Origin of the sequence: Paraburkholderia sp. CNPSo 3272 (genome assembly GCF_024206495.1) — a bacterium.
Lineage (GTDB): Bacteria > Pseudomonadota > Gammaproteobacteria > Burkholderiales > Burkholderiaceae > Paraburkholderia.
On sequence record NZ_JAMBPQ010000013.1, the window covers coordinates 129,210 to 151,867 of the forward strand.

A 22,658-nucleotide genomic window follows, 5' to 3' on the forward strand; every position below is an offset into this window, starting at 1 on the left:
ACCCTCTCCTGACAGTGCCGCGCAGGGACGCGCCGGCCGCGACTCATATTGCACCACCATGCGAACAGCCGCTCCGAAGGCGCGCGAATCGCGCCGTCGCGCTACACAGCCGCGGATGCCGCCGCCACGCCCAGAAAGGTCTGCACGATTCCTCGCTTGCGTTGGCTGTGAAGGCAGGCGACCGAATCTATATTGCAGCCGCGCAGTTCCTCCACCGGGAGGGCAATGGAACGCGCGCCCTCGGGAATCTCGCGCTCGAGCACGAATCCGATGCCGAGGCCTTGTCGGACGGCCTCCAGAACGGCCTCGCGACTACCGAGGTTCATCGCTGTGCGGAGCGACATCCCCGCACGCCGCAACGCTTCGTCGACGAGCCGTTGGGTGTTGGAACCCGCCTCCCGGCGAATCACCGCATACGCCCCGAGATCGCCGAGGGATACGCTTTTGGCCGCTGCTAGCGGATGATGCTCCGGCACGAGCACCCGCATGTCCTGCCGCGCGACGGGAATCGACGCCACACGCGCATCGCTCCTGGCATTGCCGATAACCACCGCGTCGACCCGATACGCGAGCAGATCGTCCCAGACCTCGCGCTGACTTCCGAACGAGACCGAAACTTCGATATCGGGGTATTGCGAGCGAAATGCGGCCACCACCTGAAGAACCACCTGTGGCCCGTCGGCGGCAAGTTTGAGGCTGCCGTGCTGGAAGTTCGTCGCCCGGCTCACCATGTCCTCGATCTGCTCCTGCGCCGCAAACATCTGGCGGGTCAATTCGAAGAGCGGCTTCGCGGCATCGGTTGGTTGCACGCCCTCATTCGTGCGGATAAACAGCGCCTGCTTGCAATCCTCTTCGAGATTGCGGATCTGCGCCGTAATGGCCGGTTGCGTCAGACCGAGAAGATTCGCCGCCTTCGAAAAACTGCCCTCGCGCACGACCGCGTCGAACGCCCTGAGCTGGAAATAGCGCATCGCCACCTCGAACCTCACCCCATAAATCCCGATGCGAAAATATAGCACCGGTATTAATTTGACTGCACGGGGGACGCGCTCTACGCTCGGTGCGGTTGCGGGTGTGGTGATCCGCCCTTTTGACGCCTGATGAGATACGAAATGAGCAAACAGATCGACTACCTCAATCCCGCCCTCCCGCGGGGCCTGCGGCGAGTGGCGATGCCCGTGGTCGACGCGACCCCGGCAACACTGAACGGCTATGGCGGGCTGGTGGACGACCCGCACGCATGCCAGGTGGAAATCGTCCAGTGGCCTGCACTCGGGTCAAGACCTATCGACCCGGGAACCGGCGACGAAGCGGGCACGACTGAAGGCACGTTCGTCAGCGAGTGGCGCGGCGACATTCTCTACGGTCGCAACGAAGCGGTAGGCGGCAACTATGTTCTCGCCTACGCAACCGAGCCCGACGACGCACGCGAAGACAGCACCGCCGCGCCGGAACGCATGTTGATATGGCATGCGAACTATCACCCCGACGGCGGGCAACTGTTCTTTCCGCTCGATCGTCGCCCGTTCTACGTGCCGCTGGCATTGCCGGGCGACGACATTACGCCGGAGAAGTTCGTGTGCTTCCGCTTCGACGGACGGCAGGGTCTGTATATCCATCCCAACATCTGGCATGAAGGCGTGTTCACGCTCGACGGCACTCAGCGATTCTTCGACAAACAAGGCGCCGTGCATGCACGCGTCTCAGTCGAATTCGCGACAGAGTTCGGCTGTCTGCTCGAGGCCGCCATCACGCGTGACTGACGCGCGCCGCTCGCGCAGAAGCACTCGGACGCATGAGGCTAGCGAACATCGCTCGAGCGCGTCACGTCCTTTGCTTCTGTGTCGACGGCATCGCTGTGCTGCACTGCATGCTGCCTTTCAGGCGTTTCGTCTTGCGCCATGCCTTCCTTGAATCCCTTCACCGCGACGCCCAGATCGCCTCCGATGTTCCGTAGCTTCTTCGTACCGAAAACCAGTGCCACGATCAGGAGAACGATCATCCAATGCCATATGCTCAATGAACCCATAACTGAAAACCCTCTCTTTGCGCTCGCGCCTGTCGCTTGCGACGAATGATATGAACCTTGCGGCCCGACCGGGCGTATCGCCGATGTTCCGCAGGTGTATTGGAACGCGCCGATGTGTCTCGCACGTTTCCTGGAACGGCGGTTTTGTATGCGCATGTAACGCATGCACCTTGGAGATACATGCGAATACAAAGGGCACGACCGTTTTTGCGAGACGCTGAAGACGCTTCAGGAAATTGCTGGTCGAGGCGCCGGGCATCGTTCCCACGGGCGACCTATTAACCCCGCTCGTCTGACAAATTTACAATATCGTAAGCTCCCCGGGCCGTTGTCGCAGAAACCCAGGTACACCACCTAGATAAATCTGATTGACGATTTCGATGTCGTCTGACAACAATGTCCAGGGTGATCGAGTCAGCCGCTCCTGTTCGATCTCGCCGCTGTAACCGTCCTCTCCCGTTCGCAGTAGCGTCGCCATGCGGCCCAGTTGCCGCAGAAGTCGAGCAACGCCCCTGCAGTAAAACTATCCAGCGAGACAACATAGGAGAACGAATCAAATGGCAACTCATGACCAGGACGATCTCCTGTCCTCCGAAACCCGCAACCATGCGCCCGCCTCGCCCAAACGGCGCGCGTTCATGGCCTTTGCCGGCGCGTCCGCAGGCGCAAGCCTCCTCGCCGGCAGCCGCGCGGCGGCAGCAGCCGATTCCATGTTTCCCACGCCCGCCACCTTCGGAGGGAAACTTCCGCAGCCGCCCCGCCACTCCGCAGGCGACGCGATCTGGGGCCCGGATGGCCAGGCCACGGCGATCATCAGGAGGCTTGCCCACGTCGATCGCTCGCTGTTCTCGCGCGCCGACTTTCACGTGACGAGCTACGGTGCGCGCACGCTGCCCGCCACCGCGCTGATTACGTCGACCGCGTGGCCCGGCGGCAAGATTCCATGGGTAACGGGCGGCACGGAACAGACCGCGCATCCGAGCAGCGATCTGCAAAGCCCGGGCTCGGGCGTGATGGTGCCGTGCGACTACACGGGCACGCAATATGACTCATGCACCGCGATCAACACTGCAATTGTCGACGCAAGTCGCGCCGGCGGCGGCCGCGTCGTTGTGCCGGCCGGCAACTGGTACTGCGGCGGCCCGATCGTGCTGCTGAGCCATGTAAACCTCCACCTGGAATCGGGCTGCACGATCTATTTCAGCCCGAATCCTGCGGACTATGCGAAAAACGGCCCGTACAAGACGGCAAACGGCAATCTGTATCACACGCGCTGGCAGGCGAACGACTGCCTGAATTTCGGCTCGCCGATTTATGCGTTCCGCCAGACCAACATTGCCGTGACCGCCGACGACAACACCTGCGTACTGAACGGTCAGGCGATGACGCCGATGCAACTGAGCACCCAGGCGCCCACCTCGTGCTGGTGGACCTACAAGGGAAGCAGCAACACATACGGCTGCGCCGGTTCCTCGACGCCTTCCCAGGCCTATGTGAATCCGAACAACATCGCGCTAACGAGCCTCCCCGCTGGCCAGATCCAGAACCCGCAGGCGAACGTCTCCTTTACGAATCAGTACGGCGTGACGACGTCGCTGATGACGCTGCTCACCGGCACGGGCTGGAACGAGGACCAGAATTATCTGCCCGCGCTCTCGGAACTGCGTGTGCCCATCGAGAACCGCATTTTCGGCAACGGTCACTATCTGCGGCCGTGCATGATCGAGTTCATCGGCTGCACGAATGTGTATCTGCAGAACTACCACACGCAGAACACGCCGTTCTGGCAGCACCATCCTACCGATTGCACGAACGTGGTGATCGACGGCGTGTTTGCCGACAGCATCGGACCGAACAACGACGGCTTCGATCCGGACGCGTGCAATCACGTGCTGGTGCAAAACGTTCAGTTCAATACCGGCGACGACTGCATCGCGATCAAGTCCGGCAAGTATCTCGACACCGAGTACGGTCCGATGCAGAACATCGTCGTGCAGAACTGCACGATGCAAAGCGGCCACGGCGGTCTGACGATCGGCAGCGAAATGAGCGCGGGCGTGCGCAACGTCTACGCCCGCAACCTGACGATGCAAAACGAGAACTGGGCGAGCAATCCGCTGAATATCGCGCTGCGCTTCAAGAGCAACATGAACCGCGGGGGCTTCATCAACAACGTCTGGATCAACGGCGTGACGCTCGCCAACGGCGTGAACCTCGCGGGGAAATACGGCGGCGGCTCGCTAGGCGCTGCGATCAGCAAGATCACGGGCACGGGCACGACCGGTCTCGCAACGAACCCGTCGACGGGCCAGGGCGGCCTGATCACGTTCGACTGCGATTACAGCCCGTCCGGCGACGCGGTGCGCTGGAGTCCGTCGGTGATCAGCAACATCAACATCACGAACGTGAACGCGAGCAACGTGTCGGGCGCGGTGTCCTACTCGATGCCTTCGGGCTTCGTCGCCGGGTCGAACTCGTGCTTCCAGGCGATCGTCATGCAGGGCCCCGAAGCGGTCGATTACAACGGCCCACTGCCGGTGCCGAGCGTGAGTCCGATCAGCGGCGTTACGATCGCGAACTGCAACCTCGGCAACCCGGTGTGCACGGGCGCGGTTCCGACGACGCCTTCAACGTCCGCGACGGCCGCGCCGGGGCCGGTCTTCACGAGCAACGTGAGCGGCATTACGCTGACCAATGTGGTGATCGCGGGCACCACGTACAACACGTCGCTGAGCGCACCGGCGACCTGATGCCCACGCATACGGAACGCGGGCCACCGCGTTGCGTGTACGCGGCGACCGGTTCGTCAGCGTGGCTCCTCGTCTGCCGGAGGTTGCCGGCGTTTCGGCGCCGGCTCATCTCCCGACTGCAGCGGCTCGCGCGTACAGGCGTCCGGCGGCATGACAAAGGGAATGTCGTCGCGGCAGCACGCATACACCGGAAACCCGTATGCGTTCGTACCGACGATGGTCGTTGGCCCGTGCAGCGGGCACACCGCCTTCATGGCGCCTCCCGAAAAGCGTTGCTCGATGGCTTGTAGCATACCCCTCGCGGGGCCTCGCTCAAGCCTTCTTCACGTAGGCATTGCACCAGCCTTTGGCGTCGACGATCTTGCCGCCATAAGTCGCGCACGGACCGTTCGGCGCGCCCGGCTTGCCCTGAAACAGCTGGCAGTTCCCGCAGGTCTGCCCTGCCTGGAAGCGCGGGAACTTCGTCTTGTCGACTTTGCTCGCGTCGGTTTTGTAGCCGAGCGCCATGGCGGTCGGGTCGCTCTCGGAAAGCACCGGCGCGTCGGCGCGCGATTCGCTGGAAAGCGCCGCCGTGGAAGCCACGGAGGCGGCGAGGATCATGAAGCGACGACGGGAAAGCGGCATGGTGGGGCTCCTGAGGATGGAACGTACCCGGCTCTCGTGGTTGCTGATCAAGCGGCCGATTCGTTCGTGTTTTTTGCGTGTGCTACTTATTTATATCACTTCGTGATGCGTTGTAAAGAACGGAAACATTGCGCTTCGCATACCGCTTTTGATTAATTCGCTATGCCAGGCAATTTTCACGGCAATTGCAAATACGGCGCCACATCGTACCCGAAGCGGCGCTGCATTGATTTCACCAGGCCGCGCAGACCTTGCCGAAATGCGCCCCGGCCTGCTGATGACGAAACGCATCGGCCAGCTCGTCCAGCCCGAACGTACGGTCGAGCACCGGGCGAATGCCGGCCCGCTCGAGCGCCGCGACGTAGTCTTGCTGCTGGCGCCGGCTGCCCACGATCAAGCCCTGCAGGCGCGCCTGCTTCGCCATCAGCACAGAGGTCGGCACGGTGCCTTCGCGTCCGGTCAACACGCCGATCAGCGCGATGTGGCCGCCCACGCGCACCGCGTCGATCGACTGGGCTAGCGTGCCCGGGCCGCCGACTTCGATCACGTGATCCACGCCCTTGCCGCCCGTCATGTCGCGCACGAGCGCGCCCCACTTTTCGTGTTGCCGGTAGTTGACCGCCTGGTCCGCGCCCAGCGCCTTCGCACGCGCCAGCTTCTCGTCCGACGATGACGTGACGATGACCGAAGCGCCCATCATCCGCGCGATCTGCAACGCCGCGATCGACACGCCGCCGGTGCCGAGCGTCAGAACGGTGTCGCCGGCCTTGAGGCCGCCATCGGCCACCAGCGCGCGCCATGCGGTGAGCCCGGCCGTCGTGATCGTCGCCGCCTCGGCGTAGGTCCAGCCGGCCGGCGCAAGCGTGAAGGCGCTCGCGGGCCGCACGGCGTGCAAGGTCGCGAAGCCGTCCGCGCCGTCGCCGGGCGTCTGAGCGAAGTTGCCCACGGCCTGCCACGGCAACCCGTCGGCCCATTGCGGGAAGAAGCATGACACGACATGGTCGCCGCGCTTGAATTCCGTCACGCCCGCGCCGACCGCCGACACCACGCCCGCGCCGTCGGACATCAGCACGCGCCCATCAGCCGTTGGGATCGCGCCGTTGGCCACCAGCAGGTCGTGAAAATTGAGCGACGTGGCGTGAAGCTCTACGCGGATCTCGCCGGCGCCTGGCGCCCCGGGCTCGGCGATATCGCGCAGCTCGATGCGGTCGAGCCCGGCCGGCGCACGCACCACGGCGGCCTTCATGGCCGTGCTCCCTTCGCCTTGCATGCGGCGTCGAGCGCGCCGCGGAGCCAGTCCTGGCGCCCGTTGATCATCGAAAAGTTATCGGTCGTGACGGGCAAGGAGTCTTCAAGCCAGAGTATCTCGTTCATGTTCGTTACCTTTCGATGCTGTCGGTTTAGGGGCGGTGGACATGAGACTTCATGCGGGCTATGCCGAATTAATTTCCATCGCGGATTATTAGTTCCTTCATAAACCACGTTGATATCAGAATGCTCGATCTGAACCTCTCGCGGGCGCTCGACGCCCTGCTCGCGCGCAGCCCAGCGTCTGTCGCTCACGCAGCCGGCGGTGAGCGCCATGCTGACGCGTCTGCGGAGAGTTTCGGCGATCCGCTGTTTGTGCGCTCGCAACGTGGCATCGTGCCGGCCCCTATGCGCTGCGCGCAGTCGTCGTGCCGTATCTCGCGCGGCGGCGGGAAACGGCGCCCGGCGTGCGCGCCATGATCGTGCCGGTGCAAGCGGCGGCGTCGATCTGGCGCTGCCCACGCCCGCCGACCTGAATGCGCGGCGCCTCTTCGACGAGCGCTACGTGATGCGCGCGGATCACCCCGCCGCCGCGCGGCGGCTTACGCTGAAGCGCTTTTGCGCGCTCGATCACGCGCTGGTCTACCGCTGAAGAGCGATCTGAGTGGCGAGGGAGGCGCCGGGGCGAGGTCGTCACGTATCGGCACTTCGCAGTGAACGGCAACGCGCAAAGGCTATCAGCAGGACGGGCTGCCGTTGGCCGTGCAGAACGCCGCGGGCGCACCCGCGATGAGAGGAAGCGGCGTGACGGGTCTTGGCGGCGGCGGCACGATCCTCACGGCGCCGCACCACGAGGTATGGCTGCGCCCCGCGTTGGGCACGCAGGGCGCAACGGCCGTGCGCATCTCGTCGGCCGCTTCCTCGCTCAGTTCGTTGCGCTCGCGCGCTTCGAGCGCGGGCCGCAGCTGGTCGTCCAGCCATGACGCGAACGCGACGACACAGCCTGCCGCGACGGCCAGCAGCAGGACCCGCGCCTTGTGCTCGCGCAGCTTGATGAGCAGGCGCACCGCCGCCGGGCGCCCTGCAATGGGCGCCTCGGGCCCGGCGGCGGCCCGCACTGCCGCTCCTTCGATGATTCTCGTTGCCACTGTTTATTCGTTTTGCTCTTGTGATTGCGCCTGGCGCCCGTATCGAGGCATACGGATTAACGGCAGGTCGGCGCAATCCGAAAGGGGCGCAACGAAAATATTTGAAAGCCTCACTGGCCCTCGCGCGAGCGCTCCGCAAACGCAAACACGGTTTCGCGGAACCGCTCCCCCGCCGGATTGTGCACGGCGGGCTTCGTCACGAGATGCAGAGGCGCACGAAACGCCTCGTCCCCGGCCACGCGGCAGTAGCGCACGCTCTCCTGCTGGTAGCGACGCATGGAAGCGGGCACGAGCGTCACGCCACCGCCCGCGGCAGCCAGTGAACGAATCGAGGAATAGAGGCATCCCCTATGCGACATCGCCTAGCCCCCGCCACCGCGGCAACCGCGGACAACACGCGTGTCGGTGTGGTCGGACCGGAAGCGTGCTCGCGACCTATGCCCTCCATGTGTCGATGAGCACGATCAGTCCGGAAACGGCGGGAGAACTCGCCGGTCTACAACACTCTGGGGCAAGCAGTTCCTATTGGCCCCGGTGCCCGGTAATCCACAACTCGCAGCTTCACGCGGTCTTCTCGTGTTCGCGGGTGCCGACCGGGAGACGCTCGATCGCTGCATGCGGCTTCTCGAGTGCGTGTGCGTGCGCTTCGTCTATCACCTCGCTCAGGCGCTCCGATACGCCTGCGGCAACCTGGGCGAGTCGGCAATCGGGCTCACGGTAGCGGGTTCGCTCGCGCCGGCCCAATCGATCACATCTGCGCTCATCACGAGCTGGCCGAGGTCGGTGACGAGGTCAGCAACGTGACGTTTCCTTCTTCGTTGCTGCGAGCTGTGGACTCGTGTTTCAGCGCCGTTGTCATGTACCTTCGGCGCATGAGCACGATCTTCTCCGCCACCGGTTCGGAGTGTCGGTTCAGGACGTTGCGTCAGGTGAGCGGCCACGCGTTATAAACCCTTGAAGCGCCTCGACTGCTCTCAGGTCCCCGCGCTCCTTTAGCTTCGTGGCGAGTGCGCGCGCAAATATTTTCAGATCCTCGCGTCCGTGTGCGGCCTCAAACTGGTGAAGCGTTTCCCTGATGGCCGCCTGCATGCTTTCTTCGTGCAGCATGCTCGCGATGTGGGAAACGCCCCGCGCCAGCTCCATTTCATGCTCAGTCAGCCACAGCGCATCAACAACTGCCCTCTTGCGACGACCTCTTGTCATATCAATGCTCCTGGCCTATGCCTGGTCAACTGTTGGTTCGCTTCGACAACCCAAGAGGCGCATCCGCGCAAGTGACGGTGACGACGGATGAGCCCGCGCCGCACTAATCGAGGATCCAGGAGAGTCGCGGCCGCCCGTGCAGTGGCAGCGAACACCGTATTTTCGACGGCAGTTGCTGTGCGCGAGCTTTCGGCGGAGGAACCGTGATCCGTGGCGCCAGGGTTGAAAGTCACAGTCACCCATGCCAATCCACTTCGCTGCAGGTTGAGCTGACACTGGCCCGCCTGAGTGCCACGTCAATATGTGCTGTCAGATCCGGAGCCGGATGATGATTTCGAGGCCTAACGTTAGTGTCAAACAGTCGCGATCCATACGTAGCGCTTACCTGGTGCCGCGTTCCGCGTTCGCCGGAACGAAGGCGCGCGCCTGTGGGGGCGGTTTCTCATTAAATCAACATCTGCTCGGATCGCCGCATTTTTGTTAATTACACTCATTTCTGATTATTTAGTCAATATAAAATGAGAGCTCGATTCAACTCGGAGGGACAGCCCGACCTGCGGCTGAAGACGCTTGCCAACGCGTTCGCAAGTCGCCCCGACGGCCTCCTCGTGGTGGGCGGCGACGCCCAGGCGCTGCTGCCGGGATTACAGCCGTTTGCCGGTCGAAAGCTGCCGATCGTTGGCGGGCATGTAGTGCCTCGCACTGGACCTGCCTGAGGCGTTTTTCCGCCTCTATCGACAGTTCGCGGGGCCGATCCTCGATACAGTCCATCGCCTGGATGCCATTCACGACCAGGTTGGTGATGACTTGCGTTAGCTGGATGCGGTCGCCTGGAACCACGGGCAGGTCCGGCGAAAGCTTTCTTGTCAACGTAACGCGTTGGTTCAGAAGATCACACTGCAGCAGCGCTAACTGACTGCGGAAATCAGGAGGCCGTGGATTTCGTCGGTCTTCCCGGGGCTCCAGCATGTTCCGTCCCGGCAGAATGTACGGACAATGCGACGTCAGTCGTCCTCGAGCGGCGGGGAGCCTACATGCCCTGCTCGAAAAACTCTGCGGTATGGTCGATGAATGCTCTGACCTTTGCGGGTAACAGCGCGCGCCCGATATAGGCCAGTCGGACTTCCGCCGCCGAGTCAATGATCTCGAAGTCTTCCAGCAGACGTACGAGTCGACCCGCCTTGATGTCCTGCTCCACAAGCGCAAAAGGAAGCAGGCCCACACCGAATCCCTCGAGAATGATGTCGCGATTGAATATTGGGTTATTCGAGGCGATCTCGTATGTGATTGGCACCGCGACGTTTTCCTGATCCATTCGAAAACTCAGGGTTGGCTTGTGCATCGAGGGCGGCACCGTGACGAACACATGATCAGCCAGGTCGGCAGGATGCCGCGGCGGCGGACGTCTGCCCAGGTACGCCTGCGTTGTGACGATGACCAGCGGCAACCGCTGAAGAAGACGCGTCACGGCAAGATCCGTCGTCAACATGAACGGTAGCACGATGCCCAGATCGTACCCGTCGGCCGTCAGGTCGACAGACCGCTCGGTCAACGTGATATCGAGACTGACATTTGGATGTTTGCGTTTGAAAGATGCAATCAATGGCGCAAGCCATGTCAACGCAGCGGTAGTGTGCGCGACCACGCGTAATACGCCCGCGGGTAGTCGTCCGTGACCTGCAGCGCACGCTTCCAGGCAGTCGAGATCGTCGAGAACGCGACAGCAACCCTCGTAAAAGTGCTCTGCGGCTTCCGTGAGCGAAAACTGCCGTGTCGAACGGTGAAACAGTCGCGTTCCCAGACGCTCTTCCAGTGATGCTATTGAGCGTGAAACAACGGATGGTGACAGGGCCATCATTTCGCCCGCGCGTCGGAAGTTTCTCACTTCGACGATCGTGCGGAAGAGACGCAAGCTTTCTATATATTCCATGATCTACTTTTTCCAGCAACCACCTTCACGGTCCCAGTCGGGGGCGGTCCCCGCCATCGTTGAAGAGATAAATCGTCCACGGCAGTCTCTTTCGCGGTGGAGTGTCCGCCAAGGCTTGCGACGGGCATACTCCATACTTCGGCCGCAAGATTCATCACGCGTATTCCTCTGCAAGGTCCAATCGCAGCCCGTCTGGACTTGTCAGCGAATTGAATATTTTCGGCATTTCTGCACTAGGCGTCGGCGGTGCTTTTTTCCATTGGCGGCCGATACAGTACGGACGATGCAAATTCCTCCAGCACTGTCTGGATCAGCTGGTCGGCTGCACTTTGCGGATAACCCAGACTGAAGAGCTGCATGCCATCGCACAGGCTCACGAGGCCTAGCGCGAGCGCGTCCGCATGTAGTGGCAATGCGTTGTCGCTTTCCTTCAGGTGCGTTCGAATATAGGCGCTGACCTGTAATAGCTTCGCGCGTCGCAACGCATGAAGCCGCTCCTGAAAGGCGCTGTCGCGGCGCGCAAGAAGGTACGCCTCGACCCAAAGCGGAAAACATTCGAGGTCACGGTAAGAGCGGGCGAAATGAGCAATCGCGCGTGCCGTGGCTTGCTCAGGCGTGGTGCCATCTTCGAGGATCGCCCGCAGATTCGCCTGCGCCTCATCGGCATCGCGCCGCAACAGCTCCGTCAGCAAGTCCTGTTTGCTCGTGAAATTGGAGTAGAACGCGCCCCTTGAGTACCCGGCGGTCTCGCAGATGTCCTCCACGCTCGTCGCAGCAAAACCCTTCTCAAGGAACATGGTCCTTGCGGCGACGTACAGGCGCTCCCGGGTCAGCTCTTTTCTGCGCGCGTGGCTCAAGCGTTGGGGCTTCATGGCGTGGTTTGAGGCTATCTCACGGTCCGCGCTCGCCTGCGCAAAGGCGAACCTGTGAAATCGCTGTTTCTCGATGACCCCGCTGAAACCGGTTCATGCTCTCCAACGGATATGCGACATTACACTCATAACTGATCATTTAGTCAATATGTAAATTGAGGGCGCGAGCGAGGCCGGCTCGATTGATACACACAGCCATGCCTACTGCGATTGCGACCCGTTCTCCCCACCGGCTCAAGCCAGCGGCCGCACCTGCGGTCCGCCAGCTGGCGCGAGATGGGCGGCATCAGTTGGCCTCGACCGCGCTGTGCGACAGCGCGAGGCTGATTTCACCCAGGTACACACTTTCGCCGACCTTGCACTCGCGCGATGCATTCCCCAGAGCATGACGAATCTCGATCCGGTACATGCCACTATCTTTAGCGAGACCACCGAACCGAAAATCCCCGAATACGTCCGTGACGGTTTCTGCAACGCACTGGTCGCCCACGTACAGGACAATCGCTGCACCAGCGACGCATTCAACGACGCTCCCGACCTTGGCGCTGACGCTTCCGCCTATGAAGCAGCTTTTCCAGCGTTTCAAGCCGCCATACCACACGCGCGGTTTTGTTTCGAGATCGGGCCGCAAAACCTCGAGCCCTTCACGCTGGGCTTTTTCGGCCATGGCGGCATCATCGAGCTTGACGGCCTCGAAGACGCCAGTGGGGCAAGCCTGCTCGCAGCGCGGATGCTGCCAACCCTGGTCGAGCAGATGAGCGTCAAAAAACCACGTTTGCGGCAGTTGCAGTTCTTCGTTCCAGACTATCGCCTTGTATGGACAGGACTTGACGATGTCTTTGCGCCCTCGCGCCTTGTCCGGGTCAATGATGACGATGCCGTCGGATCGCTTGCGGATCGCATCGCCTCCGACGCGCATGCAGGGTGCGTCGTCGCAGTGATTGCACATCACCGGCAAGTACGTCGTTTCGACCATGTGGGACTCGCCCTGCACGCGGCGCAGGATGCGAATGGGACTCTCGGCATTCGCCGCGGCGGGCGCGGCATACCCAGGAAAGTCATTGCCAACGTGCTCATCCCGTGCAGCGATGACGCAGTTCTGGCAGTTCTCGCATTGCCCGACCTTGATAACCAGATTCCACTTGCTCATCGTGCGCTCCTCACGCTGCGCGACGGATCATGAAAGCGTCCGCGCCTTTCCACTTTTCCACCTGCACAAGACACGAATTCGGACTCATGCTGCTTGTACCCGCCGTCTGGGGCCGATCCGGAGTCAGCAAGTTCATGCAGCCGCCAATTTCGACGCACTCGCCGTCTATTTCTATCAACTGGTACTCAGCACTCGCCTCGTACGACTTGACTACTCCGGCGGTGACCAGAGGCGACACATCAGCCGCGCAGATCACTGCGCCCCGGTCGTTGTACACCTTGACGAGATCGCGATGGGCAATGCCTCGGGCCGCCGCGTCGACGGGACCGAGTCTCAGCAGCCAGAAGCGATGTCCGCCGATCAACGCACGATGATCTTCGATGCTGTTGACCGACGAGTTCTTGCCGTCGCAATGGGTGTGGAAACTGTAACGGCTATGAGTGGCGATCAGTTGCAGTGGATACCGCTGTACCAGTGGAGAGCGCAAGCCCTCCCAGGACGGGATGTATCGGTTCAGCGGCGGCCGCTCCGGGTTGTCCGCCGTGTGCCGCTTTAGCAACTCGGGTACGAACTCGAGCTTGCCACTAGGCGTTTGCAGGCCCATGCCGAATTTCTCGGCATATTGCGACGGCATCGGATGCGGTTCCTGTAGATCCTTGCGCCGGCCTTCCGCGAACCAGCGCATATCCACGGGATGTCGCAGTTCCGCTTTTTCGGTCGGCACAACGAAGTAGCCATTACGGCAGAACTCACGCCACGAAATGTGATCCGGCAAATCCGACGAGCTGAATACGCGCTTGACCCAGTCCAGCTCACCGCAGCCCTCGGTGAACACACTGCCAAGTCCCAGTCGGGTCAGAATAGCGGTGAAGATGTCATAGTCGGAGCGGGACTCGCCCAAAGGTTCGATGCATTTGTGCTGCAGCGTAATCATACGGTGGTTGACCGTGTTGAAGCCGTGATGCGCATAGCCACCGGAATTCGACCATTCGCCGATGTCCCACCGCTCCAGCGATGTGCATGCAGGCAGAATGATGTCGGCGAACTGCGCCTCGCCCTCCATCCAGATCGACTGGTTAACCACGAACTCGATGCTCGGGTGTCGGTAGGCGTCGGCCCAGCGCCCCGATTTCGTGACGGTGCTGAAGGCAGAGCCGCCATAGCGATAGATCATGCGGATCGGCGAATAACCGGGCATCGGGTAACTGAACGGCGCGAACTGCGCTTCCTGGGACATGCCGTCCCAGAGGTAGCCTGTCGCGTGGCCGTTGATGATGGCATCGGGCAACTGCTGCCGCGGGACCATCTGCTTGACCGGATTCATGGTCAGGATGTGCGGCATACGTTGATAGTTGTTCACGGCGTTCGCGGTCCACGCGAGGTCGCCAGACATCCCACCGTCCGCGTAGCCCGGAAAGTAGAAATTCAGATCGTGCGGAACACCGATTTCGAGGCAGCCAAAATTCACACCCGGCTTGCCCCAGCCTTGCATCGCCATCATCATGATCATGCAACGCGCCCATTGCGCGCCCGTCGCACCGCGTCCAGCGCCACCGAATCCGGCGCCTGTCATTCCGACGGCGAGATATACCTTCCTCGTTCCCCACCGCCGCGCGAGGGCGCGAACGTCTTTCGCCGGCACGCCAGTTTCCAGCTCCTGCCATTCGGGCGTTTTGGGCACGCCATCCGTCTCGCCCGTCAGGTAGGCCTGCCATTCGTCGAATCCGGTCGTCCGATTAGCGACGTAATCCTTGTCGTACAGGCCTTCCGTCAGCCACACATACATGATGGCGGTGGCGAGGGCCGCGTCCGTTTGCGGTCGAACCGGAATCCATCGCCCGCCCAGCAACTGGGCGGTCGGATTGCAGTGCGGATCGATATGGACGAACTCGATTCCCAGTTCCTTGGCCCATAGACGCCGCGGCGTCCCTTCGAATCCGGCGTAGGCGCCATTCGTGCTTTCGGGGTCGCTAGACCAGAAAACGATCATTTCGGCTTCCTTAAGGCAATCCTCGATGCCGCCATAGCCGGAGGGCACGCCAACGCGCATCGAGTTGCCGAAGTGATGCATGGCGCCCCAATACCAGCCTTCCCAGCTGTCCGGATTCGCGGCCACCCGTGTGAAGCCGATCAGGTTGGCGAAACGCGTGAGCGCGCTCAGGTAGTAGCCGATGTTGCCCCACTGATGGTGCGACGACATGGGGAACGTGATGGAGCCCGGTCCGTGAACACGTTTTTGCCGGTTGATCTCTTTCGCGACGATGTCCAAGGCCTCGTCCCAACTGATCCGCACATAGCCGGACTTGCCGCGGTTCTGCGGGTTGCGTTCGCCATCAGGATCGAAATCGACCCGCTTCATCGGGTGAAGGATGCGCTTGTCCGAATAGACGAGCGACTTGATCGCCAATGCGTGCGGCGCAACGAGGCCGCGCCGGGGCGGGCTAAACCGGCGTCCGCGCGCTTCGATCTCCCAACTCGGAGCATCCTTGCTGTCGAGATCGACAGGCGTCACGCGAATGATGCGTCCATTTTTCACGTACACGAATAACGGGCCGCCGTTGGTGCACGTGGTGTAGCGCTGCGTGCCGTCGTGCATGCGCGTACCCATCGGCAGGCTGATGGTTTGCATCATGCTCAGCGTTTGCATGAACCACACCAGTAACTCATCGTCGCCTTCAGTAACCACCTTGAAATTTTTCGCTGCGTGAATGATCTCCAGGTAGTCCGGAGTGGCGGAGAGAAATTTCAGGGCGGTTGCCACATCCTTGAAGAGCATGCGCACGTCGGGTTGCGGATGCCTGCCGGCACACGACCGGATGCGGCCGTTCTTGAGCTTGATGACGCGGCCGATGCTTTGATCCATGAGCCCGATCCACGCGACGAGATCGCGCTGCTTTAGCCGATCGCGATAGGCAGGGAAGCGGCGCGCTGTCAGGTCGAGGACCTTGGGCATGGCAAAGAGAATGGTCTTGAGGATCTGTCGTTTCACTTTTTGATCCAATGGGAAGGCTTCGCAGGTGCAAGCATCATGGAATTGCGGACCGGCTCCCTGAACGGGCAAGCCGCTCAGGTGGGCGCGATCATGTCTGGTGATTTAAAGACCCGGGAAAGCCGGGCCCCATTGCAGCAACGTTTCTCGGCCGAACGGATAGCTCAGGGTCGGCAAGTTGCTGTTGACGAGGTCGCCGTCCACGTAATGCTCCATGTGGAAGCCGGCGGGATCGGCCCCCACCGTGTACAGGCCTCCGCCAGGATGCGGGCAATCGGTCACGGCCGAGCCCAAAGCGGGTCGCCAACGTATCGAGCGCCTCGCGCGAGTTCACGCGGAACCCGACACCTGCAAACGCCGCCTTGCCTTGCGTCGAGACGTAGGAGAAAGGCGCGTCCCCATAGCTGCGCAGATAAAGCGAGTCGCCGCCCTGTTGCAGATCCAGATCCGGGTGGCGGAAAATAACGTATTCGATGTCTTCGATGAGCATGGAAAATCTCGCGATTGATGCGTTGGCGGCACGACCCGCCGCCTCGATCGATGTCTGGGAACGCGGGTCGTAATCGCTAGAATGTGTAGCCGACATTAAAAAATACGTTAATGGGCTCGATTCGGAGCGTCGACTTCGAAACGATCTGCGTTCCGTTTGCGGTCTGTCCGTATATGGTCATGTGCGTCTGGATAGGCATGTAGCCAACTGACGCTCCGACCGACCAGTGTTTGGAGAACGCGTAGCTTGCCCCGACCTCGAACACGGGGTTCCACGACGCACTGAGGGTCGCATGTATCGATCCGCCAGGACCGACACTATCGGTGATGAACTGGTTGTTGGTTGCGCGAACCTGGGTGAACCACGTGTAGTTCACGCCCAATCCGACGAAAGGACGAAATTTCGACTGAGCCTCGAACAGGTGGTATCGAAGCTCGATGGCGGGCGGCATCGGCCTCGTCGTGCCGAGGGTGCCGTACTTCGAGAGCGTCCCGTCGCCAACAAGATTCACTGTTAGTGGCAGGCCAAAAAGGGTGGCGATGCCGATGTGGTCGGTCACGTAGTATTCGGTGGTGATGCCGAGCGTATTCGTTGACGAAGCGTGCGCACCACTACCCGTTAATTGCTGATTGACCGGCATACCACCCACGCTTTCCACGGTAAGCGGCGTGGCATGACCCTGTGGCGCTACGTAAAGCCACCCCGTCGCCAGCGTAAAGCTTCCGGCCGATTGCGCATTCGCATTTCCAGCAAGCGCAGCCGAACAGATAAAACCCGCCATAACGGCAGGTCGAACATTTTTCCCGTAATTCCTCACGCGTCTTCTCCTGCCTCATCGGCTAAATATCTTTTTATCGTGCTCAGGGCTTTAACGAGCCGCCCATTGATCCGGCTCGTTGGATCGGCCTCGTATGTATAGACCGACTCGAAAAATCATCTCCTTTTATATAGGTATGCTAAATACAATGAATTGATTTACCCGGAGTCCATCTTCTTCACCTACCCAAAACCGGAGACATGATTCAAGCGTGCCATTACCGCGAGTGAGTGGACGCCTGCGTCGATGTCTCTTACGTTGCGTTGCTGTCAACGCTGCCCCTGGAGCCCTTCGCGACCGCGATTGAGAACGCGAACGGAAAGCGGCCAAGCGCGGCAGTCGCCAATGGTTCGAGTTCAGCGTCGGAAAGTTCAACGTGCACGGAAATCCCACGCAAGGCTTCTTCAACGATGCTGACGGTTGCCCCATGAACACCAGCTTCCACGAGCGCCGACTGCAGGGCATCTACGGTTTCGATCCGCTTAAGCGCGGGTTTGAAGATCTTGCCAACAGCCGTCAGGGGCATCGTTTCGACGATCCGTATGCCTTTGGGGAACGCGGCTCGCTCGCTGATCTCGTCACGCAGGAACGCTGTCATTTCTGCTTCATTTGCCGTTATGCCAGGCTTGAGCTGGACATAGGCGACCGGCAGTTCGCCTGCGTGCGTATCAGGGCGCCCTACTGCTGCAGCAATCTGCACTGCGGGATGTCGGTGCAGCGCTTCTTCGATCGCTGCAGGATCGATGTTGTGTCCGCCCCGAATAATGAGTTCCTTCTTCCGGCCTGTGAGCCAGAAGTAACCTTGCGCGTCGCAGCGTCCGAGATCGCCGGTATTCAGCCATCTGCCGCCATCAGCCAGGTCCATCCAGATGCCGTTGTTCTGCTCGGGCCGCATATAGCCGATGAACACGTTCGGGCCGGAGATCAGCAGTTGACCAACCTCGTCCGCAACGCAGTCCCGCACATAACGGCCCGATTCATCGGCCATCACGGCTTTCATGGCCTGGCCCGGCAGACGAAGGCCGATCGAGCCGATCCGCCGTTCGCCGAGCGGAGGATTGACGCTGCTAACGCAGGTACCCTCCGTGAGGCCATAGCCCTCGAGGATCCTGATTCCGGTTCGAGCCTGGAAAGCACGCAGCAATTCCACCGGCATCGGCGCGGCGCCGCACAACCCGTATTCGAGCGAACTGATATCCCGGCCGCTAATGGGAACGTCCAACAACGACCCAAAGAGGGTCGGCACGCCGCTAAAAAAGTTGATCCGGTAATGCTCGACGATATCCCAGAAGCGTTCGACGACGCCATCTCCGCGATAACCCTGCGGCGTGCCCAGCACGACATGTGCACCGCGTGAAAACGGCAGCAGACCCGTCACCATCACGGCGTTCACGTGGAAAAGCGGCAATCCGCAGAAGATCGTCTTGCCTGGCGCAACGCTTTCACCGAGAAATTCTCCGGCGCTCCATGCATTGGCCACCTCATTGCCGTGCCGGCGCATCGCAATTTTTGGCAGGCCTGTAGTGCCGCCCGTGCAGAAATAGGACGATACGTCATGCCGGTTCGTGCGTTGCGGGGTGGAGAGCGCGATGCCCGGCTCCCGTGCGACGGCTTCGCCGAAGTCGTGGATGCTGATCTGCGAAGGAACCGCGCCTCGCACGCCCTCCTCGCCATGCAACCTCGAGCACTCGCCGCGCTGAAGCATTCGAGCCGCAAATCGCTGTTCGCCGGGGGCGTGGTCGGCGAGGTTGACCAGCACGACATGCTCGAGCGAGGCAATCTTGTGCAAGACCGCCTGCACTTTCGGCCAGAGGTCCGTGCCGGGATACGGCGCCAAAGTGACAATCACGCTGGCGCCTGAGGCATTGAGCAGTTCGCCGATCGCGTCGCTTTCGAGCAGCGGATTGATTGCGCAGACAACGCCGACCGCCTCGCCGCCCCAGATCACAAAGTGCGTCTCGGGCAGATTCGGCAGTACATAAGCGACGACCGTGTCTCGCTGCACACCCAGCCGCGACAACATGTTTGCCGTGCGCGTGATGTCGCGCACCAGTTCGCTGTAAGTCCATCGCTCTGGGGTCGCGTAGTCGTTCGTGGTTGCGAAGAACGAGAGCGCGGGTGCAGATGGATTAATGGCGGCGCCCCGGCAGATCAATTCGTAGGTGCTCGACGGTAGATCCGCCGGCTGCTGCCCCTGCGATTCGATAGCGAGGACGTCCTGCTCGTTTGCGACGCCTTTCATGCGGCCTCTGCGACGACGACGTTACGCTGGGTGCCAAGATCGATCGAGCCATCCTGGCTGACGATACGTGCTTCGACCACATCGCCATCCTGAAGGTACTGCGGTCGCTCGGCTTGCAACGCGAGGAAAAGACGCCATTTCTCCGCTTCGGGCAGTTGTGCCGCGGCGCGTTGCTTTTCCGGCGACGGAATGATCAGCGCGCAACCAGACGGCGTACCCGTTGCGAGCAAGTCACCGGCATGCAGGTCTTGAACGCCGGACAGCTCGGCCAATGTCTCTGCCGGACCATAGACAAGACCCGAAGTGGAATCGTTCTGTCGGACCGTCCCGTTGACCGTCAGCGTCAGCACGAGCTCCTTGAGCTTCGGCATGTCGTGCTTCTCGAGCAGGCAAAGGTACGGGCCGACAGGGCCGAACGTGCGATAGCTCTTGCCCTTGTAGAACTGCATCTGTGGAATCTGGATATCGCGCGCGGAATAGTCGTTCACGATCACGGCGCCGGCAATGTAGTCGTGCAGGTTCTCGTCGGTAATCGTTGCGCGGGACGTGATGTCGCGTTTGAGCACAAGACCGAGTTCGATCTCGTAGTCGAGGAATTTCACCTCGTGCGGCTTCACCAGCTTCGAGTCCGCAGCAACGATGCAACTCGTGGCCTTCGTGAAGATCATGTTGAATTTCTTCACGTCCGGGTCCATGCCGGATTCGATCATATGCTGGCGGTAATTCGCGCCCTGGCAGATGAACTGCTGATTGGCCGTCACAGGCGAGAGCCACTGGACATCCGCTTCGGGAATCGTGGGGCCATTGAGCGTCATTAACCGCTCGACCGGATTGGCATGGACAAACTCAGCGGTCGTCTTGAACTCACCGGGAATCGGCGTGATAGCGTTTTGAGCCACTACGCCCCACTGGGCGCGGCCATCATGCAGATAATGCAGAACGTGAATTGCCATTTTGGCGGTCTCCGGGTTCGAAAAAGGGGTGCGTCAGGCAAAAATCTTGAACAGTGCCCGTAGCCTCGCCAGCGTGACGTCGGGGCTTCGGCGCAGGTTTGCGATCAGCGCCGCGATGTTCGCGGGCGTCAATCGGGGCTTGGTGAAGCTGCGCGGCATTGTCGGCCCCCACTGGGCCATCGCCTCGCGACTGACGCCATGGATTCCCGTCGGGGTGTCGCTGGTGAAAAGATCACCGTCGCAGTAGTGCTCATGCTTGTCTCCCCAAGGGTCCTGCCAGTAGTCGAAAATCTGGCTCCCGAGGATATGTCGGCCGATGCCCCACGCATGCGTCCATCCGCTCGCGCGCAGGACGCGCTGGCCCATACCGACCGCGTCCGCATCGACGAGCTCGTAGGCGCTATGGCTGTATCTCGGCGCGAACGCCTGTGCCAGCGCAAGCGTGTGATGGTCGGCGGGTCTGTCTCCGAGATCGAGCCGCATGAACGCGACAGCCGGTGAGCCATCGGGCAGTACCTGCACATCGCTGGGGATAAAACCAAAATGGCGCGTGTACCACGCACAGGTCTCCTGATAATCAGCGAGTTCCAGCACCACGTGCCCAAGCCTGATGATTTCAGGCGCGCCCTCGGGCGGTCGCTGCGTACCGTTGACGCGAACGGCGGCATCGACGGAATTGAAGGGCAACGGAAGCCGGTGCGGCAACGCGGACGCAGGCGCCTGGCCCCAGACCGCATCGACACGGAACCCGGACGGATCCTGCAACCGCACCACGTAGCCGCCGCCCGGCAGCGCAGAGTGCTCCAGCTCCGACGCGCCCGGCACCCTGGCCAGCGCGTCCAGTTCGGCTTCGCTGCCGACCTGCAGGCCAAATCCGACAAATCGCGCTTTGGACGCCTTGCGTACGACATAACAGAAGTGCGACGCGGCCGTACCGCGCAGAAGCAGCATCTCTTCGCCACGCGTTACCGTTCGCAGCCCGAAGTCGTTGAGAAACCGTTCAGCTTGCCCGAGGTCCGGCCGATCGAACATGAGATAGGCCAGCGCGTTCGCTTTCGCCGTCGGATTCGGGTAACGAGCCGGCTGTGCAGTAGTCAGTTTCATGGCGTGTAATCAAGCAGTTTGGATCGGTGATGCAGCCCGCAGCGCTGGCGCGCCGCGCCTCGGGAGCACATGAGCGCCCGCAGGCTCACCGGGCGGCCGATTTGCCGGCGCGTGAGGGATAGCGGGTCGTAACGCCCGGATGGGCGGATGGGGAAGGTGATGCTGGCCGCTCGGCGCAATGCCGATTCCGATTGCTGTCTCCACAGTCACTCCGTCTGTTTTAGTTAGACCGGCTCTCGACAGCCGATGGTGACATTAAACTCATCGCTGATCGTTTTGTCAATAAAGACATTCAAATCTATACTACGGTCATGACCAGACCTGGATCCATCATGACAACCACGACCAAGCGCGGGGCAGCCAGGCGCTCCCCGCCGGCGGCGGCCGCCTCCCCGGCTCCCGTCATCGAAGAAAAAGAGCCTCGCGGCGCGCGCCGCAAGCGCGAGACGCGCGCACGTCTGCTCGACGCCGCACTCAGGCTGATGGCCGAAAAGGGTATGGAAGGCGTGGCGATCAATGAAATCACAGAGGCCGCCGACGTCGGCTTTGGCTCGTTCTACAACCACTTCGAGTCGAAGGAGGCGATCTACGCGACGCTCGTCGACAACGTGTTCGAAGAGTTTGCGAACGTGCTCGATCGCCTCGCGGGGGGCCTTACCGACCCGGCCGAAGTGGTGGCCGTCTCGGTTCGCCACACGGTCCTGCGTGCGCGGCACAACCCCGTGTGGGGACGCTTTCTGATACGTGAAGGGTTTTCTGAGCGTGCGCTGAGCCGTGGGCTCGGCCAGCGGCTCCTGCGCGACATTCGAAACGGCATCGCTGCAAAGCGATTCGTCGTCGCCGACCCGTTTATTGGCTATCTTGCAGTGGGTGGCACAGTGCTCTCTGCCATCGCGGCCGAACTGAACTATGTCGTGCCGGGCGCAAGCGCCGCGGGTTTGCTCAAGCAACTCGGTTTCAGCGGCGAGCACTTTCCCGAGCGCACGGCAGCCATGTTGCTGCAAATGCTCGGCCTGAAACGGGCGGAGGCGGAAAAGATTGCCGCGCGTCCACTGCCCATCGTCGAGGAAGCCGACGAGGCAGCTTGAGTTCGGCCGGTCGTGGGGAGC

General features: G+C 61.5%; 22 protein-coding genes and 1 pseudogene. 5 read left to right on the top strand and 18 right to left on the bottom strand.

Annotated features, from left to right (window positions below; genetic code table 11):
- Positions 1–101: 101 nt before the first annotated feature.
- Positions 102–971 carry a LysR family transcriptional regulator gene (locus M3I53_RS18175; protein ID WP_254317271.1) on the bottom strand — a complete coding sequence of 290 codons (870 nt, stop codon included), beginning with the start codon at positions 969–971 and terminating at the stop codon, positions 102–104.
- 141 nt (positions 972–1,112) lie between these two features.
- On the opposite strand from M3I53_RS18175, the gene M3I53_RS18180 reads away from it, so the two are divergent.
- Positions 1,113–1,763 carry an ureidoglycolate lyase gene (locus tag M3I53_RS18180; protein ID WP_254317272.1) on the top strand — a complete coding sequence of 217 codons (651 nt, stop codon included), beginning with the start codon at positions 1,113–1,115 and terminating at the stop codon, positions 1,761–1,763.
- A gap of 38 nt (positions 1,764–1,801) precedes the next feature.
- On the opposite strand, the gene tatA is transcribed toward M3I53_RS18180, so the two are convergent.
- Entirely contained in the window at positions 1,802–2,029 is a 228-nt protein-coding gene (gene tatA / locus M3I53_RS18185; protein ID WP_254317273.1) for a Sec-independent protein translocase subunit TatA, read from the bottom strand.
- 557 nt (positions 2,030–2,586) lie between these two features.
- Between tatA and M3I53_RS18190 the strand changes: the two genes are divergently transcribed.
- Positions 2,587–4,779, top strand: coding sequence for a glycoside hydrolase family 28 protein (locus M3I53_RS18190; protein ID WP_254317274.1), 2,193 nt, complete (start codon positions 2,587–2,589; stop codon positions 4,777–4,779).
- A 56-nt stretch (positions 4,780–4,835) separates the two neighbouring features.
- On the opposite strand, the gene M3I53_RS18195 is transcribed toward M3I53_RS18190, so the two are convergent.
- The 4 genes from M3I53_RS18195 to M3I53_RS38215 all read right to left on the bottom strand — a co-directional run bounded on the left by M3I53_RS18195 (position 4,836) and on the right by M3I53_RS38215 (position 6,777).
- A complete protein-coding gene (locus M3I53_RS18195) occupies positions 4,836–5,072 on the bottom strand; it encodes a hypothetical protein (protein ID WP_375542549.1) in 237 nt (78 codons plus the stop codon).
- 19 nt (positions 5,073–5,091) lie between these two features.
- The gene (locus tag M3I53_RS18200; RefSeq protein WP_254317275.1) at positions 5,092–5,403 is read right to left on the bottom strand and encodes a high-potential iron-sulfur protein; all 312 of its coding nucleotides are present in this window, start codon (positions 5,401–5,403) and stop codon (positions 5,092–5,094) included.
- A gap of 232 nt (positions 5,404–5,635) precedes the next feature.
- Positions 5,636–6,649 (bottom strand): NAD(P)-dependent alcohol dehydrogenase, encoded by a 1,014-nt coding sequence (locus M3I53_RS18205; protein WP_254317276.1) that lies wholly within the window; start codon positions 6,647–6,649, stop codon positions 5,636–5,638.
- The gene (locus M3I53_RS38215) at positions 6,646–6,777 is read right to left on the bottom strand and encodes a hypothetical protein (protein WP_302057719.1); all 132 of its coding nucleotides are present in this window, start codon (positions 6,775–6,777) and stop codon (positions 6,646–6,648) included. The genes M3I53_RS18205 and M3I53_RS38215 overlap by 4 nt, the downstream gene beginning before the upstream one ends.
- A 120-nt stretch (positions 6,778–6,897) precedes the next feature.
- Here M3I53_RS38215 and M3I53_RS18210 point away from each other — a divergent pair.
- Positions 6,898–7,294 (top strand): annotated as a pseudogene (locus tag M3I53_RS18210) (LysR family transcriptional regulator); the annotation flags it as partial.
- 94 nt (positions 7,295–7,388) lie between these two features.
- Here the strand turns inward: M3I53_RS18210 and M3I53_RS18215 are convergent.
- Together M3I53_RS18215 and M3I53_RS18220 are read right to left on the bottom strand one after the other, a co-directional pair.
- On the bottom strand, positions 7,389–7,799 hold the full coding sequence (locus M3I53_RS18215) for a hypothetical protein (RefSeq protein ID WP_254317277.1): 411 nt from the start codon (positions 7,797–7,799) through the stop codon (positions 7,389–7,391).
- Positions 7,800–7,909: 110 nt separating this feature from the next.
- Positions 7,910–8,158 (bottom strand): hypothetical protein, encoded by a 249-nt coding sequence (locus M3I53_RS18220; protein WP_254317278.1) that lies wholly within the window; start codon positions 8,156–8,158, stop codon positions 7,910–7,912.
- A 256-nt stretch (positions 8,159–8,414) separates the two neighbouring features.
- Here M3I53_RS18220 and M3I53_RS18225 point away from each other — a divergent pair, with 256 nt between their 5' ends.
- Positions 8,415–8,603 (top strand): hypothetical protein, encoded by a 189-nt coding sequence (locus tag M3I53_RS18225; protein ID WP_254317279.1) that lies wholly within the window; start codon positions 8,415–8,417, stop codon positions 8,601–8,603.
- Positions 8,604–8,711: 108 nt separating this feature from the next.
- Here the strand turns inward: M3I53_RS18225 and M3I53_RS18230 are convergent, their stop codons facing one another.
- The 10 genes from M3I53_RS18230 to M3I53_RS18275 form a co-directional block, all read right to left on the bottom strand.
- A complete protein-coding gene (locus tag M3I53_RS18230) occupies positions 8,712–9,002 on the bottom strand; it encodes a hypothetical protein (protein ID WP_254317280.1) in 291 nt (96 codons plus the stop codon).
- A 1,030-nt stretch (positions 9,003–10,032) separates the two neighbouring features.
- Entirely contained in the window at positions 10,033–10,932 is a 900-nt protein-coding gene (locus M3I53_RS18235; protein WP_254317281.1) for a LysR family transcriptional regulator, read from the bottom strand.
- 233 nt (positions 10,933–11,165) lie between these two features.
- Positions 11,166–11,804 (bottom strand): TetR/AcrR family transcriptional regulator, encoded by a 639-nt coding sequence (locus tag M3I53_RS18240; protein WP_254317282.1) that lies wholly within the window; start codon positions 11,802–11,804, stop codon positions 11,166–11,168.
- 286 nt (positions 11,805–12,090) lie between these two features.
- Complete coding sequence (locus M3I53_RS18245; protein WP_254317283.1) at positions 12,091–12,954, bottom strand: 4Fe-4S dicluster domain-containing protein; 864 nt, start codon at positions 12,952–12,954, stop codon at positions 12,091–12,093.
- Positions 12,955–12,964: 10 nt separating this feature from the next.
- Positions 12,965–15,943, bottom strand: coding sequence for a molybdopterin-dependent oxidoreductase (locus M3I53_RS18250; RefSeq protein ID WP_254317284.1), 2,979 nt, complete (start codon positions 15,941–15,943; stop codon positions 12,965–12,967).
- 91 nt (positions 15,944–16,034) lie between these two features.
- Positions 16,035–16,433, bottom strand: coding sequence for a hypothetical protein (locus M3I53_RS18255; protein ID WP_254317285.1), 399 nt, complete (start codon positions 16,431–16,433; stop codon positions 16,035–16,037).
- A 76-nt stretch (positions 16,434–16,509) separates the two neighbouring features.
- Entirely contained in the window at positions 16,510–17,214 is a 705-nt protein-coding gene (locus M3I53_RS18260) for an OmpW family protein (RefSeq protein ID WP_254317322.1), read from the bottom strand.
- A gap of 289 nt (positions 17,215–17,503) precedes the next feature.
- Positions 17,504–19,492 carry an acyl-CoA synthetase gene (locus tag M3I53_RS18265; protein ID WP_254317286.1) on the bottom strand — a complete coding sequence of 663 codons (1,989 nt, stop codon included), beginning with the start codon at positions 19,490–19,492 and terminating at the stop codon, positions 17,504–17,506.
- Entirely contained in the window at positions 19,489–20,445 is a 957-nt protein-coding gene (locus M3I53_RS18270) for a fumarylacetoacetate hydrolase family protein (protein WP_254317287.1), read from the bottom strand. Before M3I53_RS18270 ends, M3I53_RS18265 begins: the two co-directional genes overlap by 4 nt.
- Before the next feature lie 33 nt (positions 20,446–20,478).
- Positions 20,479–21,549: a VOC family protein gene (locus M3I53_RS18275; protein WP_254317288.1), complete on the bottom strand. Its 1,071-nt coding sequence runs from the start codon at positions 21,547–21,549 to the stop codon at positions 20,479–20,481.
- A gap of 332 nt (positions 21,550–21,881) precedes the next feature.
- On the opposite strand from M3I53_RS18275, the gene M3I53_RS18280 reads away from it, so the two are divergent.
- The gene (locus M3I53_RS18280) at positions 21,882–22,637 is read left to right on the top strand and encodes a TetR/AcrR family transcriptional regulator (protein WP_254317289.1); all 756 of its coding nucleotides are present in this window, start codon (positions 21,882–21,884) and stop codon (positions 22,635–22,637) included.
- Positions 22,638–22,658 lie beyond the last annotated feature (21 nt).

Excerpts from the sequence above, each read along its gene's own strand:
- M3I53_RS18175 (WP_254317271.1), bottom strand. The coding sequence starts at position 971 with ATGCGCTATTTCCAGCTCAGGGCGTTCGACGCGGTCGTGCGCGAGGGC.
- M3I53_RS18180 (WP_254317272.1), top strand. The coding sequence starts at position 1,113 with ATGAGCAAACAGATCGACTACCTCAATCCCGCCCTCCCGCGGGGCCTG.
- tatA (WP_254317273.1), bottom strand. The coding sequence starts at position 2,029 with ATGGGTTCATTGAGCATATGGCATTGGATGATCGTTCTCCTGATCGTG.
- M3I53_RS18190 (WP_254317274.1), top strand. The coding sequence starts at position 2,587 with ATGGCAACTCATGACCAGGACGATCTCCTGTCCTCCGAAACCCGCAAC.
- M3I53_RS18195 (WP_375542549.1), bottom strand. The coding sequence starts at position 5,072 with ATGCTACAAGCCATCGAGCAACGCTTTTCGGGAGGCGCCATGAAGGCG.
- M3I53_RS18200 (WP_254317275.1), bottom strand. The coding sequence starts at position 5,403 with ATGCCGCTTTCCCGTCGTCGCTTCATGATCCTCGCCGCCTCCGTGGCT.
- M3I53_RS18205 (WP_254317276.1), bottom strand. The coding sequence starts at position 6,649 with ATGAAGGCCGCCGTGGTGCGTGCGCCGGCCGGGCTCGACCGCATCGAG.
- M3I53_RS38215 (WP_302057719.1), bottom strand. The coding sequence starts at position 6,777 with ATGAACGAGATACTCTGGCTTGAAGACTCCTTGCCCGTCACGACCGAT.
- M3I53_RS18220 (WP_254317278.1), bottom strand. The coding sequence starts at position 8,158 with ATGTCGCATAGGGGATGCCTCTATTCCTCGATTCGTTCACTGGCTGCC.
- M3I53_RS18225 (WP_254317279.1), top strand. The coding sequence starts at position 8,415 with ATGCGGCTTCTCGAGTGCGTGTGCGTGCGCTTCGTCTATCACCTCGCT.
- M3I53_RS18230 (WP_254317280.1), bottom strand. The coding sequence starts at position 9,002 with ATGACAAGAGGTCGTCGCAAGAGGGCAGTTGTTGATGCGCTGTGGCTG.
- M3I53_RS18235 (WP_254317281.1), bottom strand. The coding sequence starts at position 10,932 with ATGGAATATATAGAAAGCTTGCGTCTCTTCCGCACGATCGTCGAAGTG.
- M3I53_RS18240 (WP_254317282.1), bottom strand. The coding sequence starts at position 11,804 with ATGAAGCCCCAACGCTTGAGCCACGCGCGCAGAAAAGAGCTGACCCGG.
- M3I53_RS18245 (WP_254317283.1), bottom strand. The coding sequence starts at position 12,954 with ATGAGCAAGTGGAATCTGGTTATCAAGGTCGGGCAATGCGAGAACTGC.
- M3I53_RS18255 (WP_254317285.1), bottom strand. The coding sequence starts at position 16,433 with ATGCTCATCGAAGACATCGAATACGTTATTTTCCGCCACCCGGATCTG.
- M3I53_RS18260 (WP_254317322.1), bottom strand. The coding sequence starts at position 17,214 with ATGGCGGGTTTTATCTGTTCGGCTGCGCTTGCTGGAAATGCGAATGCG.
- M3I53_RS18265 (WP_254317286.1), bottom strand. The coding sequence starts at position 19,492 with ATGAAAGGCGTCGCAAACGAGCAGGACGTCCTCGCTATCGAATCGCAG.
- M3I53_RS18270 (WP_254317287.1), bottom strand. The coding sequence starts at position 20,445 with ATGGCAATTCACGTTCTGCATTATCTGCATGATGGCCGCGCCCAGTGG.
- M3I53_RS18275 (WP_254317288.1), bottom strand. The coding sequence starts at position 21,549 with ATGAAACTGACTACTGCACAGCCGGCTCGTTACCCGAATCCGACGGCG.
- M3I53_RS18280 (WP_254317289.1), top strand. The coding sequence starts at position 21,882 with ATGACAACCACGACCAAGCGCGGGGCAGCCAGGCGCTCCCCGCCGGCG.